The following is a 14323-nucleotide window of genomic DNA, read 5'->3' on the forward strand; positions in this document are numbered from 1 at the left end:
GATTCTACAATTTATAGGTCTTAAATTATCTATGCATTACTCCATGAACCGTCTCTCTATTTTTGTAGACGGAAACAATATGTTCTATGCTCAACAAAAGAATGGGTGGTTTTTTGACCCTAAACGAGTGCTGGAATACTTCGTTAGTGAACGAGAGATCGAGTTAGTCAATGCCTTCTGGTACACCGGGCTGAAAGATCCTCAAGATCAAAGAGGCTTTCGAGATGCGTTGATTAGCCTCGGTTACACGGTTAGAACTAAAATTCTTAAAGAATATTACGACGACACTTCGGGTCGCTATTCACAAAAGGCCAATCTCGATATTGAAATTGTGGTGGATATGTTTAACACCGTTGAGCAGTACGATCGGGTGATTCTGTTTAGCGGTGACGGCGATTTTGAACGAGCGATCGAACTGCTGCGCTCTAAAAGCACTCATATCACCGTAGTGTCAACCGAAGGAATGATCGCGAGAGAATTGCGAAATGTTACCGATCGCTACATCGACCTCAACGACATTCGCCCTCAGATTGAAAAAGCCGATTACTGAAAGCAACCTTCCCCAGTTCGTCATCCATCGACAGTCTTAAAGTAGATTCGCATACTAGAATAGATTTTAAGATTGCGACCCGATGCGATCGCTATTTTTTGCATCTCTGAGGTTTCAATCCATTATCCACTACTCAACTATTTGAGCCATGAACGTGCCATCTCAACCCGACCAGATCATCATTTTTGATACGACTTTGCGCGATGGGGAACAGTGCCCCGGAGCCACCCTCAACGTCGATGAGAAGCTGGCGATCGCTCGGCAACTGGCGCGACTTGGCGTAGATGTGATTGAGGCGGGTTTTGCCTATGCCAGCCCTGGCGATTTTGAGGCAGTTCAGCGCATTGCCAAAGCCGTTGGCACCGAAGACGGCCCGATTATTTGCAGTTTGGCGCGGGCAATTTCGGCTGACATCAAAGCGGCGGCTGAAGCCCTAAAACCTGCCGCCCATGCCCGAATTCACACCTTTATCTCAACCTCGGATATTCACCTCGAATATCAGTTAAAGAAGACCCGATCGGAAGTGTTAGCGATCGCCGAAGAAATGGTCGCTTATGCAAAATCGTTTGTGACCGATGTCGAATTTTCACCGATGGATGCGGCGCGGTCTGATCCAGGGTTTTTATATCAGGTGTTAGAACGCGCGATCGCAGTTGGCGCAACGACGATCAACATTCCCGATACGGTGGGCTATCTGACCCCGAGCGAGTTTGGCGACATGATTCGCGGCATTAAAGAAAACGTGCCCAATGTCGATCAGGCAATCATTTCTGTCCACGGTCACAACGATTTGGGGTTAGCGGTTGCCTGTTTCCTCGAAGCGGTGAAGAATGGCGCACGACAGCTAGAATGCACGATCAACGGCATTGGCGAACGAGCCGGAAATGCTGCCCTCGAAGAGTTGGTGATGGCGCTGCACGTCAGACGGCAATATTTCAACCCATTTTTGGGTCGCCCTGTTGAGTCAGACACGCCGCTAACTCGCATCAATACTCAGGAAATTTATAAAACGTCTCGCTTGGTGTCCAACTTGACTGGAATGTTGGTGCAGCCCAATAAAGCGATCGTCGGTGCCAATGCGTTTGCTCACGAGTCGGGCATTCACCAAGACGGAATGCTGAAAAACAAGCACACCTACGAGATTATGGATGCTCAGTCGATCGGGCTGACCAGCAATCAGATTATTCTCGGCAAGCATTCAGGGCGCAACGCCTTTCGCACTCGATTGAAAGAATTGGGCTTTGAGTTAGGTGACAACGAGCTAAATAAGGCGTTTATTCGCTTTAAAGATTTAGCCGACAAGAAAAAAGAAGTCACCGATTGGGATCTGGAATCGATCGCCAATGACGAAGTTCAGCAAGTTCCCGAATTGTTTCGGTTAGAAATGGTGCAGGTGTCTTGCGGCGATCGCGCTTATCCAACCGCAACGATCAGGCTGAGAAATCCGCAAGGCGAAGAACTCACCGATGCCGCGACCGGAACCGGCCCAGTCGATGCAGTTTATAAAGCGATCAACCGCGTTGTGAATGTGCCCAACCAGTTGATCGAGTTCTCGGTGCAATCGGTCACTGCGGGGATTGATGCGATCGGAGAAGTGACGATTCGATTAAAGTATGGCGATCGTATTTTTTCAGGTCACGCAGGCAACACCGATATCATTGTGGCATCGGCTCAAGCTTACGTAAATGCGCTAAATCGTCTCTATGCAGCGTTGCAGTCAGCTTCTAGTGAGCAGATGGCTGAGGAAATCGTTGAGACTCGATAAAGCGGCATCGATTTAGAATTAGTGCTACTTTATGGGGTGACATCTTGTCCACCCCTTATTTTTGTGAGGCGCTATGCAAGAAGACGTGTTACGTAAAGAGCAAGACTTTCACGATCGTTGGGCCAGCACGATCGATGTCGATGGCATTCGAGTTGCTGACTATTTTGAAGCCTGCACTGCCCCTGAAAATCGATTTATTCTCCGGCAGTTGGGCGATGTGAATGGTAAATATTTGCTCGATCTCGGCTGTGGGGCTGGAGAAAACAGCGTTTATTTTGCCCTGCTCGGTGCGCGCTGTGTGGCAACTGACTATTCGCCTGGAATGGTTGAGGTAGCGCTAAAATTAGCAGAAATGAATGGCGTGCAGATCGAAGGGCGAACGATTAACGCAATGGCAATTGATTTCCCTGATGACACATTTGATATTGTCTATGCCTCTAATCTGCTACATCACATTCCTAATCCTGAAATGACGCTTAAAGAAATGCACCGAGTGCTAAAGCCGGGAGGAAAGGCCTGTTTTTGGGACCCGCTTAAGCACAATCCGGTGATTAATGTCTATCGTCGCATGGCAACCGAAGTCAGAACCGAAGATGAAGCCCCGCTCGATATTAATCTGGTGAACTACATCCGATCGCTCTACTCTAAAACCAACTACGACACTTTTTGGATTGCGACGCTGTGGATCTTTCTACAGTTCTACCTAATCGAGAAAGTCAACCCAAACCAAGAGCGCTATTGGAAGAAGATTATTCTTGAACAGGCGCGGCTCGAAAAAACCTATCTGCGCTTAGAGAAGCTGGATAAAGGGCTGAAAAAACTGCCATTGATGAAGCGGTTAGCCTGGAATCTAGCCGTCGTCGCCACCAAATAGATCACATTGCAACGGATGAAACAACGTCAGATTTGGAAATCGCTGCTCAACTATGGTTTGTTGAGCACGATCGCTTTTTTCATGCTCATTCCGCTGGTTTGGCTCGTCAGCACGTCGTTTAAATCTCCGTCTGAAGACATTTTTCAGTTTCCGCCGCAGTTGTTGCCGAGCCAGCCCACTTTTGAGAATTTTGTCACCGTTTGGCAAAGTAATCCGTTTGGGCGTTATTTATTCAACAGCACGATCGTGTCCGTGTTAACAGTCGCATTGAATCTATTATTTTGTTCACTAGCTGCCTATCCGTTAGCAAGATTGTCTTTTAAAGGGCGAGAAGTTATCTTTAGCGCGATCGTAGCCACGATTCTCATTCCATTTCAGATTGTGATGATTCCCTTGTATGTTCTAGCGGTGCAGTTGGGATTGCGAAATAGTTATTTGGGAGTGATCTTTCCAGCGATCGCGTCTGCGTTTGGCATCTTTCTATTACGACAGGCATTTCAAGGAGTTCCTAAAGAGTTAGAAGAAGCCTCACGCATGGATGGCTGCTCGGATCTAGGCGTATGGTGGCACATCATGTTGCCGTCCATCCGTCCAGCGTTGGTGACGTTATCGATTTTTGTGTTTATCGGTTCTTGGAGTGATTTCCTTTGGCCCTTGATTGTGTTGGATCGCCCAGAGCTATACACACTGCCGTTAGGAGTCGCCAACTTAGCCGGAACCTTTACGCTAGATTGGCGATTGATTGCGGCGGGATCGGTGATCTCGATCGTGCCCATTCTCCTGTTCTTCGTGGCGATGCAGCACTACATCGTGCCTTCTGAAACCGGAAGCGGCGTGAAAGGATAGGGAAAAATCATCTCGCGGCATGAGTAGATTAGACCTCCTGCATGAATCCGGGAACGCCCCCTAAATTCCCCATTTTGGGGAATTTAGGGGGCACAAGCCGACCCAAACAGAGCGAGATCCGATCGCAGTTTATATCGAGAATTTTATTCATGCAGGAGGTCTATTCAGTCTTACTTCACGATTCTATGCAGAGATACAATTTCAGCCAGTTTTGCAGGGTTATGATTACCCCAGATTGGAAGGTTGTTCTGGTTTACGCTGCTCCGGTTTTCTGGGGCGAGGCTGTTTTGGCAAGAAATAGAGCCAATTTTTTAACTTGGTTAAATAGCGCAGCACAGTGCCAAAACACTGAAGTCGCTCAAGGGGAGTAATGGGTGCTTTGAGCAAAGCTCTCACAAAGCTGACCGAGCCACGTTCCCAAAACATATTTCGTTTACGATCACCGCTCTGCCACAATTGACGAGCTTTTGCCGAGGGAAGACAGGTTGATTGCTTGAGGTGAAATCGTCGAAAGAATAACGGCTCAGGAATTTGCATAAAGCGTCCCTGTAAACTTAGCTCGGCTAGCATCACGCGATCGCTGCCATAGTGACTCCCTTGAGGCTGAACACGGCGAAGATTTTCTGAGCGAATCAATCCAAAAATCTCGTAGCACCAAAATGTTTGCAGCACGATCGCAGCAAAGCGCTCCGACGCACTCCAAGCATCTAGATGACGAGGACAGTCACGCTTGGGAGGTTGTTCGTTTCCTGCCCAATCGATGCGTCCTACATCAGACGAACACAAAACCACAGACGGATTATTATCTAAAACTTCCACACACCGTTCTAGAAACATTGGCGCACAGAGGTCATCGTGGGCTGCCCACTTAAAATAGTTGCCTCGCGACATCTGAAATACAGCATTGAAATTTGCGGCTGCACCCATGTTGTGAGCGTTGCGATAGTAGCAAATTCGGACATCTTTGGCAGCGTAGGCTTGGCAAATTTCAGGGGTGCGATCGCTAGAGGCGTTATCCGCCAGAATGATCTCAAAATCAGTAAATGTTTGAGCCAAAAGCGACTCTAAAGCAGCTTCTAAAAAATCTTCGCCGTTAAAAACAGGCATTCCGATCGACACAAGAGGTAGATTGCCTTGCATATAGGTTGTATGACTGGCAGAAGGGCTTAATCTAATTAATTATCTACTCACCTCCTAATGATTTGAGTGAATTCAGGGTGCAGTTTCAATATTTTTTTGATAAGAAATCGCTATTTTGCAGTCAGCTTTGGGTAGGCAATGCGTTGGTGGTTTGATTGTTGCCAAACTTGGACAAAGATTTGAGCGATCGTGTCCATCTCTTCTCGCGTCAAACCCGTCTCGGCGAGTTGCCCGTCTTGCCATCGGGCGCGCAAAATTTTGTTAATCATATTCAGCGCATCTTCAGGCGTGGCATCTTTGAGCGATCGCAGCGCCGCCTCACAAGAATCTGCAACCATCACGATCCCCGTTTCGCGTGACTGAGGAGCCGGCCCCGCATAGCGAAAATCGTCATCGTTGACCGATTTAGTTGGGTCTTGCTGTAAGATCTGCTGCGCCTGATGATGAAAGTAACTGATCAGCATCGAACCCTGATGCTCTGGAATAAAAGCCTGAACGACTTTCGGCAATCGGGCTTTACGCGCCATCACAATGCCCTCAGTGACGTGCTTTCTAATAATCGCCGCACTCTTCCAGGGGTCGTTAATCAGATCGTGTTTGTTGGGCCCGCCCATCTGGTTTTCGATAAAGCCTTGCGGGTCGTGCATCTTGCCGATGTCGTGGTAGAGCGTTCCCGTTCTCACGAGTTCTACGTTGCAGCCTAATTCTCTTGCGGCGGCTTCGGCGAGTGTGGCAACAAATAGCGTGTGCTGGAAGGTTCCGGGTGTTTCTGCTGCTAGTCGTTTGAGTAAAGGACGGTTAGGATTTGCCAGTTCGACTAAGCGAATGGTAGTAACTAAATCAAACAGATTTTCGAGATAGGGACTTAGCCCGATCGCGACTATACTCCATGCCAAACCCAACAGCGCATAGATTGCTGTCGCTCCTAAAAGCCCATACCAAACCATCCCCGATGCCACGCTGAGAATCAGAAACAGGACACCTTGAGTCAACCCAACCGCAACGCCTAATAGGGCAAGTTCTTCGCGCGATCGCAGCCTGCCGCCAAAAAAGGCAGCCAGCAAACCACCTGCAACACTGGGCAACCAATGACTGACTCCGATCGTCATGCCCATCGGCAACAGCCCGCTCAAAAGCCCAGTCAGGGTTAACGCCATCGTAGACCCATAGAAAGTGCCCATCAGCAGCCCGATCGCAGGCAAGTTGGTAGACGGAACGCCCAGCGTCACGAGCAGCGGCGTAGTCAGCGTCAGCAGCCATACGAGAACATAATCTCGATTTCGCAAGCCCTTGACGTGAAATCGCTGATCGACAAACCAAAACAACACCACTGCCCCACTCACCACCACCCCAAACGTGATGAAACCGAGCCAATTAGTGCCTCTGAGACTGAGATTAAACGAGTCGAGTAGCACAAATTCTCGTTGAGTGATAGTCTGCCCCGCACCGACAATCACTTCGCCCTGCCGGACTGAGATCACCTCTGGCTGCACCTCTTGAGCGGCTTGCTCTGCTTTAAGCTTGCTTTGCTCTTCATCTTTGATGAGGTTGGGTTGCAGCGTCGTCAGCAGCAGTCTGGCAGCGATCGCCCTCAACTCTGGCGCAATGCCGACCTGAGTTTGCAGATTGACGGCGTTTTCTAGCAGACTTTGGGGCAATCCCGGCGAGATGCCCTGGGCAAGAATGCGATCGTTCACTTGAGTGATTTGAAGCTGCAACTGCTCCCAGTCAAAATCAGACAAGTCTAAAAAAGCAGCGTCATAAAGATCGCCAAATTGAGCCGTCGTCGGCTCTTTGAGGGTCGCGATCGCGGCAGCATAAAGTCGGCGAGCTTCAGTCACTTTATCGAGCAACGCGGCAAGATTTTGAGGCGTGCCCGATCGACGATAGTTTTGTAACTCTGCGATTGCTTGACCTTGAGCGGGATTAGCGATCGGCGTTTTGGGGAAGTTTGGAACGGCAGGTTTGCCAGGAACTTGTTTAATCGGAGCTTTTTCTTGCAAAGCGGCTAAGACTCCTCGCCATTCGCCTTCTTCGACCTTTCGCAGATAGCGTTGGGTTTGTGCTGAAAGTGTTTTGCTATCCACAAATGGATATGCCCCCGCCAATTGCCGAAAGGTGTTGCCCCGCCCAAAGGCAGCTTGTAGATCTTGATGAATTTGATCGTTAATTCGTGAATCTGCCATCAAAACGGTGACGGCGATCGTGCGGGCCGCTTTGCGTTTTTCTTCGGTCGCTTTAGTGTCGATGACGTTTGCATCGGCAGGCGCGTGAATGGTCTGAGACGAAACTTTGCCGACGCTTAACTGCGGTTGATTATAAAACCGTTGCCCAAAGGCGCTCGTGATCGAAATGACCGTGATTGCAATGACGATCGTCGGATGCACCCCTTCTCGAAAGCTGAGTCGTTTTCGCAGACGTTTGCTGCCCTGAGACAGATTTGCCGAGGCTGGAATCGAAGACAGGATCAAGCGCGGCAACCCCGAATTTAACGCCTTCTGCTGCAAAGATTTGCCAGAACTGATGCATATCTGTTGAATTCGTCGGGTCAAAGACTGAAAAGATCGCATAGATGCTGACGGGTGGGGTGATGCGGAACAGCCAAATCGACAGAGTTGAGACGAAGCGTTGATTGAATCGACTGTAATGTAAGTGTCTTATGGAATAGCTTCTCTCCTCTAGACTTCACATTTTATCTGCATAATTCAACTATAAAAATTCACTCAAGAAATATTTAGTATGACTGGCAGCTACATGGCTTTTCTGATCACTTGCGGAGCCGCGATCGCCGCAATTTGCCTAAATTCTTTTGAGGAGGTTAGAGGATTATAAACACCAGACCAGCTTGCAAGTAAGCAATTTGCCAGCTCTAAAAGGTCGGGCTGGGTGACAATTTGCTCAGAAGGGGTTTTCCAAGAGTCAAGCGCTAACTGCCACTCGATCGGAATGCCACTCATGCTGTTAAATGCGCCAGACAATGCGCCCGTCAGCGCACCCACAATCGGCGATCGAGTGCCCGTCTGCGCGGCTCTCAATAAGGCTAGTCGCAGATCATGAGGAGTGCTGAGAAAACAGTAAAACGCCAGCCCGATCGTTTCGTCATTGTCTGAATTTGTGGTCAGCCGATTGAGGGCGGTTTCTAGCCCTGCTTGCTCATCGAGCAGTCTCTGAACTTGCTCAAGCTGATCAATGCTAGCAGTCTCGGCTCGGCTTTGAGATTTGAGATAGGTAATAATTGTGAGAATCAGAGTCAGGGGATCGAGCTTTTCTTGCAGAGCCTCGGCGATCGCGCATCCCACCGCAAAGCTTTCTTGCTGGGCGATCGGCGATCGCTGCCACGCCACCTGGTTTAGCGTTTGCCCCAATTTCAAGCGGTCTTCGTGAAAAAACAATGCGACGGGCAAGAGCGCAATAATAGTTTCTCCCGCCGTTTTTGGCATCGGTTCCTCACAAAATTCAAGCGCGTCGAATCGGTTGTGCTGAAGAAACTGCTGAGTATAGAACTGAGTCAGGGTCGCCCATCGAAGTTTGGGCTGAGCCTTTCTATTAGGATGTTGAAGAGGATGAAGCCCGATGGTTTCTCCTAAAACTGCCCCTAACAGGGTTGCTTGAAATCGATGCAGAAGCGCGTATTGCATGAGGTTGATTTGTGAACGTGTAGGGGCATGGCATGCCGTACCCTCTCGCAATCGATCGTTCGATCGCAATTGTTTTTAAAACCAGGATTAGACAACACAAAGTGATGGGTTCTTTCACAATTTCAGTAGTGGACTAAACGCTCCAATCGTCATATATAGCACTGTTGATGCCAAGTGTTTCGATTTCTCCCCTACATTTAGTTAGTTTATCGCTTAAAATAATTTTGTTTAGAATCACGTCTACAATTCTGCTGAGGGTCAAGTCTCATGGATCGATGCCCGATCAATGCCCCGAAAGCCAGCACTATTTCACGCTGGTGGATATTTTGTGGCGCATTCGGTTTAGTGTGCTTGGGTAGTTTGAACGCTCAAAGCGTTGCCAGTGCTGAGAGCCGCGCTTTAACTCTATCGCAAGCCCCCACCCTAGAGCGTCCTAATTCTGTTGCTGCGAGTGAGGGAACGGGTCGATCGACTCTGCGATCGGGCAGTCGTGGCGCTGATGTGAACGAGCTTCAAGCTACCCTGAGACTGCTAGGATTCTACGATGGCGCAGTAGACGGCTTTTTTGGAGACACTACCGTTGCGGCGGTTGGGCGATTTCAAGAAGCTGCCGGGTTGGGCAAAGATGGCGTTGTTGGCCCTGCCACCTGGGAGCGCTTGTTTCCCCCTGATCCGATCGCGCCGACTCCGAGCGTTACGCCTCGCGCCCCTTTGCCTCGATCGAGCGAAACGGCTCCCACTTCTGCCACCTTTCCCATTCTCAGAAAAGGCATGAGCGGCGAAGCAGTCAGAGGATTGCAGGAGCGACTGCGATCGCTGGGCTTATTTGAGAGCGCAATAGACGGCGCGTTTGGTGAAGCAACCGAAGCCGCAGTTAAGGCAGCTCAACGCAAATATCAGCTTGATGCCGATGGAGTGGTCGGGCCCGGAACCTGGAGTGCAATTTTGCGCTAAAACGAGGTTTTGTCGTTGATTATTTCGTCTGATTAACTGATATAAACTTTATAAAACAATCGCGCTTCAGTTCTGATTTGGTGCTAACTTAAATGTAGACACAAAGGAAGCAAAGCGCTTCTCTAAATAAAAACTTTCGATTAAGGCTTGTGTCTCCTGCTTTAATCAAATCGCAGAGCCTGATTCTATTGGTCACGATTTCAAAGATTAGCTTTAGGTGGTCTCACTTCACTTCAGATTTAATTATTTGAGACTCAAAAACCTAACTAAAAGTGCAGCCTGAATTGGCTGAGAAACTGATCAATAAGCGGTGTTATTGCGAAGTCAACCCTACTTTATCTTTTGTTGATTGAACACCCGCTACGATCGATTAACCTACTGCTCTTATAAGGATCTAGCCATTTTCCGCTAGATCCTTTAACGTTTAAATAGGTGAATTATATAGCAATTCTATTTCAGTCATAAGAGTGGGACAGGCTTCCAGTCTATACGGGCACGATGCCCATCCCACAATTCATTTAGGATTGCTATATAACCAACGTTTTTTCCAGTGAGAGGTCGGCTCTAAAGAAGAAGTTTTTTGCTCCACTTCGCGACGCTGGAGAATAGTTGCCGCTGAATCACGCAACGATCGATCGCGATAAGGAATCGCCGCACGAGTGTGTAAATGCTCCTGTTCTTGCAGCGAGAGAGCCGGAAGAACCATCGACTCAGCAGCGCTTTTGCAGGCAACTGTTCCGGGCGATCGCCGCCCCACTGGGTAAGTCGAGCCAATCTTAAACTCGGCAGCGATTAAAGTAGCGCGAACTGCGGCAGCACATGAATAAGTCGCTAACTTGCCATCAGATTTTAAGCAACGAGCTACGATCGTCAGAAATTCCACCGTCCACAACTGGGGACAATGAGGCGGAGAAAATGGGTCGAGAAACACCGCATCAAAGGGTTGGGCGATCTGCTGTAGAGTTTGACGGGCATCTCCTAACCAGAGTTGAGCGCTGAAATGCGAACTTTGAACCTCGAAATTTAGCGCTAATGCTGCGAGAGCTTGCCGAACTTTGGGGTGCCAACTGCTAAAAAGTTGGTGAGCGATCGCGGCTTGCGGCACCGTCCCATCGATCTCTAACCCAATCACTTCGACTCGACAGTCTGGGTTAACGCGCCAAATTGCCTCTAGTGCAGCCGCCGTGTTGTAGCCCAGTCCATAACAAATGTCGAGCAGTCTAAGCTGAGGGCGAGTTGCTTTTTCGATTAACTGCGTCGGTTCAACAAACTTGCAGATCGCTTCTTGACGAGCACCATAACGACTGTGAAAGGTTTCTCGATAATCAGTTGAGAAAAAAGTAAAAGAACCATCGGCAGTTAACTCTGGCGTAAACGACATCGCTTTAAAATGACCGAGTAGCGTTATTGCGAGTGTAGATCAATGTTTGACACGATCGTTTCAGCAGATTGGTTGCAGCACCATTTAGACGATTTGCAGGTGACGATCGTCGATTGTCGGTTTTCGCTCACAGAGCCAGAATTAGGACGGCAGCAGTATGAGACCGGGCACATTCCGGGGGCATATTATTTAGACTTGAATCGGGATTTATCCAGCCCAGTGGCGCGACATGGAGGACGGCACCCGCTCCCCGATCTCGAAGACTTGGCGGCAAAACTTTCAGACATGGGCATTACAAACTCTACGCAAGTAATTGTTTATGATGATTCTCGCTTGGCATTTGCGGCTCGTTTGTGGTGGCTGTTGCGCTATTTAGGACACGATCGCGTCGCGGTTTTAGACGGTGGTTTTCAAAAATGGCGAGCAGTTGGATATCCGATCTCACAGGTGCAGCCCGATCGCAAATCAGGACACTTTATTCCGCAGCCTCGATCGCAGTGGATTGTGGACATCGACGCGGTGAAAGCCCGAAAAGATTTACCCAATGTTGCATTAGTTGACTCTCGTGAAGGAGAGCGCTATCGAGGTGAAAAAGAACCGATCGATCCGATCGCGGGGCACATTCCCGGAGCCGCTAATTATCCCTGGCAAGACGTGACTGACGCAAATGGTTTTGTGCGGTCTGCAAAAGAACAACGCGATCGCTGGTCAACACTGCAATCGGCGGATGAGATTTTGGTCTATTGTGGGTCAGGGGTGACAGCTTGTGTGAATTTGTTATCTTTGGCGATCGCAGGCATCGACACCGGAAAGCTCTATGCAGGTAGCTGGAGTGATTGGTGTTCTTATTCATAACTAGTGCGGGCATTCTGAATAGACCTCCTGCATGAATAAAATTCCCGACGTAAACCACCCTTAGAACTCGCACCCTAACCTCCAATTCTGGGGAACTGGAGTTCAAAGTCCCTCAGAATTGGGGGATTTAGGGAGCAGAAGTTGCTGACAACAAAGTGAAAAAACTCGTCGAACTGACCTTAAATTAACGAAACATACCTAAATAAGATTTGGATGTTGGATATGCCAAGTCGCCCACCTTGCTGGTTCCCAACCCTAAACCCACTAAAGCTTCCACGAATTTGACTGCCGCACTGACCCCATCAATGACAGGAATCCCTAATTCTTGACTTAGTTGTGTCGGTAAATCAGCCATGCCGCCACAGCCCAGCACGATCGCGCCACAACAGTCTTCTTCTAGCGCCAAACGACACTCTTGTAAAATTGCAGTTCTCGCATCGGTGGTTTCTAAATTCAATACGGGCAGGTCGATCGCCCGAACCTTGTGACAAAACTTCGTCATCCCATAGTTATCGACTAGATGTTGAGCGATCACCCGTGTCCGTCCCAAAGTTGTAACAATAGAAAACCCGGTAGAGACGAAACTGGCAGCGTGCATAGCGGCTTCAGCAATTCCTAACACGGGGCCCTTTGCTAACTCCCGCGCTGCTAACAGACCCGGATCGCCAAAGCAAGCAATTACGTATCCATCCATGCCCTCTGCTTCGCCTCTGCGAATTTCATCCAGCACTCCAACTACACTCAAAGCCTCGTCGTAATGTCCTTCGATCGCGGCAGGCCCAAACTCTGGGTTACAAACAATGATCTGAGTTTCAGAGCTGGCAACCGATCTTGCGACAGCACCGATCTTCTCAGTCATACTGGTAGTTGTGTTTGGGTTAATGACTTTAATTTTCATAGTGATACCAATTTAATTTGTGAATGCGACAAATCCGCATGAGGGCATGGCACGGCCGTGCCCCGTCGGATTGAACGATCAGTCGCAATTGCTTCCGAAATCGGTATGACTAATGGCATCTCATAATGCGATCGTTGTTTGGGCAAGATGCGATGTCAACACGGGTAACAACAGCATAGAAGACTTGATTTTTAATACCCGCTTATGGATGCAACCTTTGTATACAATCCGAGAAGCGATCGAACCATGACTCAAACTGTAATGCACAACACCTGTTCTGCTGAACTAGCTGTGGTGTTGCATTAAGAAATTGATGGAATTCTGGCATTTAGCAGATCGATCAAACTAGTTGGTTTTTTCAGTGAAGCACGGGCATTCAGAGCTTTTTCAATGCCATCTAAGTGGCGCATTGCGGCGGCGACAGCAGCTTCCTCATTGCCAGAAGCGATGTAGTCTAAAATTTCGCTGTGTTCATCTTTGGTGCAAACAGGCATACTTTTAACTTCATAAAAGAATGCTAATGAAGTTTGGGGCACTAACTCTTTTAGAAACCTGCCAAGAAATTTATTCTGACATAAATCAGCAAGCTGCATGTGAAACTGAGCCGATAATCGCGTTAACCGATGAATGTCTTGGGCTTCGCAAGCTTGCCGCTCTTCTGTGACCAGTTTTTTCAGCGCTGTGATCTGTTTGCGGGTGATGGTCTTGGTAACATCTCGGACGATCGCCGCTTCGGTTAACCGCCACGCCTCGTAAATTTGCTTTGATTCTTCGAGCGAAAGGCTGGAGACAAATGCGCCTCGGTTGGGTTCTAACTTGACTAGGCGATCGTGCGCCAACCGTTGCAACACCTGTCGGATGATAGTGCGGCTCACGCCATAATGTTCAGCCAGAAGATTTTCGCCCAGCTTTGTTTCCGGCGGCAATCTGCGCTCCAGAATGGAATTATAAAGCTCTGCGTAGATAACATCTTCGGTCGGTTTTGGGTTGGGTTGAGTCGGCGACTGTGCAGCGGTCATAGATGAATGAGTGTTTAGCGGAGAGTTTGTACGATCGCGGGACGAATTGAGAGACGATGATCCATCTTTGCCTCCCATAGCTATGTTAGCCGCCAAATTTGACAAATTGTGATCATCCCGTTCTTGATTAGCCCGCTTCATAGTTCCTGTTTCTGATGAACTGATAATCGTCTGAAAAGCTTTTACGCAGACCTTTGAGCTAAGTGCGATCGTCCTGATTGTCCTCACATTCTTGATCAAAATTGTTGAATTGTATCCAGAAACACTTTTCTGATATTAGAAGCCGTGTACAAAAGTTGTATACAATTACTGTTCACAACTTAGTTAACAGAGATTGTATCGGAGATGTCAGTTTTAGAACCTCTTTGGATCTAATAGTTTACTAGTCAGTTTAAGTAGACAT

13 protein-coding genes are annotated in these 14323 nt (G+C 48.5%); 7 read left to right on the forward strand and 6 right to left on the reverse strand.

The annotated features are described in order from the left end of the window. Positions 1–31: 31 nt before the first annotated feature. The 4 genes from labA to C7B65_RS08610 all read left to right on the forward strand — a co-directional run bounded on the left by labA (position 32) and on the right by C7B65_RS08610 (position 4035). Positions 32–550: a low amplitude/bright protein LabA gene (gene labA / locus C7B65_RS08595; protein WP_073070962.1), complete on the forward strand. Its 519-nt coding sequence runs from the start codon at positions 32–34 to the stop codon at positions 548–550. Between the two features lie 148 nt (positions 551–698). Beyond that, positions 699–2315 carry a 2-isopropylmalate synthase gene (locus C7B65_RS08600; protein WP_219898446.1) on the forward strand — a complete coding sequence of 539 codons (1617 nt, stop codon included), beginning with the start codon at positions 699–701 and terminating at the stop codon, positions 2313–2315. A gap of 73 nt (positions 2316–2388) precedes the next feature. After that, positions 2389–3189 (forward strand): class I SAM-dependent methyltransferase, encoded by an 801-nt coding sequence (locus C7B65_RS08605; RefSeq protein ID WP_073070855.1) that lies wholly within the window; start codon positions 2389–2391, stop codon positions 3187–3189. 15 nt (positions 3190–3204) lie between these two features. Continuing rightward, positions 3205–4035 carry a carbohydrate ABC transporter permease gene (locus C7B65_RS08610; protein ID WP_073070853.1) on the forward strand — a complete coding sequence of 277 codons (831 nt, stop codon included), beginning with the start codon at positions 3205–3207 and terminating at the stop codon, positions 4033–4035. A gap of 225 nt (positions 4036–4260) precedes the next feature. Here C7B65_RS08610 and C7B65_RS08615 read toward each other — a convergent pair whose 3' ends face one another. From C7B65_RS08615 to C7B65_RS08625, 3 genes are all read right to left on the reverse strand, one after another. Then, a complete protein-coding gene (locus C7B65_RS08615) occupies positions 4261–5142 on the reverse strand; it encodes a glycosyltransferase family 2 protein (RefSeq protein WP_181314369.1) in 882 nt (293 codons plus the stop codon). 143 nt (positions 5143–5285) lie between these two features. Beyond that, complete coding sequence (locus C7B65_RS08620; RefSeq protein WP_073070850.1) at positions 5286–7745, reverse strand: HD family phosphohydrolase; 2460 nt, start codon at positions 7743–7745, stop codon at positions 5286–5288. Positions 7746–7925: 180 nt separating this feature from the next. Further along, complete coding sequence (locus C7B65_RS08625) at positions 7926–8813, reverse strand: ADP-ribosylglycohydrolase family protein (RefSeq protein ID WP_073070848.1); 888 nt, start codon at positions 8811–8813, stop codon at positions 7926–7928. Positions 8814–9080: 267 nt separating this feature from the next. Between C7B65_RS08625 and C7B65_RS08630 the strand changes: the two genes are divergently transcribed. After that, the gene (locus C7B65_RS08630; RefSeq protein ID WP_073070846.1) at positions 9081–9767 is read left to right on the forward strand and encodes a peptidoglycan-binding domain-containing protein; all 687 of its coding nucleotides are present in this window, start codon (positions 9081–9083) and stop codon (positions 9765–9767) included. Between the two features lie 514 nt (positions 9768–10281). Here the strand turns inward: C7B65_RS08630 and C7B65_RS08635 are convergent. After that, positions 10282–11148 carry a tRNA (5-methylaminomethyl-2-thiouridine)(34)-methyltransferase MnmD gene (locus C7B65_RS08635; protein ID WP_073070845.1) on the reverse strand — a complete coding sequence of 289 codons (867 nt, stop codon included), beginning with the start codon at positions 11146–11148 and terminating at the stop codon, positions 10282–10284. Between the two features lie 42 nt (positions 11149–11190). Between C7B65_RS08635 and C7B65_RS08640 the strand changes: the two genes are divergently transcribed. Next, complete coding sequence (locus C7B65_RS08640; protein WP_073070843.1) at positions 11191–12003, forward strand: sulfurtransferase; 813 nt, start codon at positions 11191–11193, stop codon at positions 12001–12003. Positions 12004–12187: 184 nt separating this feature from the next. On the opposite strand, the gene C7B65_RS08645 is transcribed toward C7B65_RS08640, so the two are convergent. Continuing rightward, positions 12188–12901, reverse strand: coding sequence for an aspartate/glutamate racemase family protein (locus C7B65_RS08645; RefSeq protein WP_073070841.1), 714 nt, complete (start codon positions 12899–12901; stop codon positions 12188–12190). A 112-nt stretch (positions 12902–13013) separates the two neighbouring features. On the opposite strand from C7B65_RS08645, the gene C7B65_RS27765 reads away from it, so the two are divergent. Next, positions 13014–13151 carry a hypothetical protein gene (locus C7B65_RS27765; RefSeq protein ID WP_181314370.1) on the forward strand — a complete coding sequence of 46 codons (138 nt, stop codon included), beginning with the start codon at positions 13014–13016 and terminating at the stop codon, positions 13149–13151. A 52-nt stretch (positions 13152–13203) separates the two neighbouring features. On the opposite strand, the gene C7B65_RS08650 is transcribed toward C7B65_RS27765, so the two are convergent. Next, the gene (locus C7B65_RS08650; protein WP_073070839.1) at positions 13204–14061 is read right to left on the reverse strand and encodes a GntR family transcriptional regulator; all 858 of its coding nucleotides are present in this window, start codon (positions 14059–14061) and stop codon (positions 13204–13206) included. Positions 14062–14323 lie beyond the last annotated feature (262 nt).

This window comes from Phormidesmis priestleyi ULC007, from assembly GCF_003003695.1.
Lineage (GTDB): Bacteria > Cyanobacteriota > Cyanobacteriia > Leptolyngbyales > Leptolyngbyaceae > Phormidesmis_A > Phormidesmis_A priestleyi_A.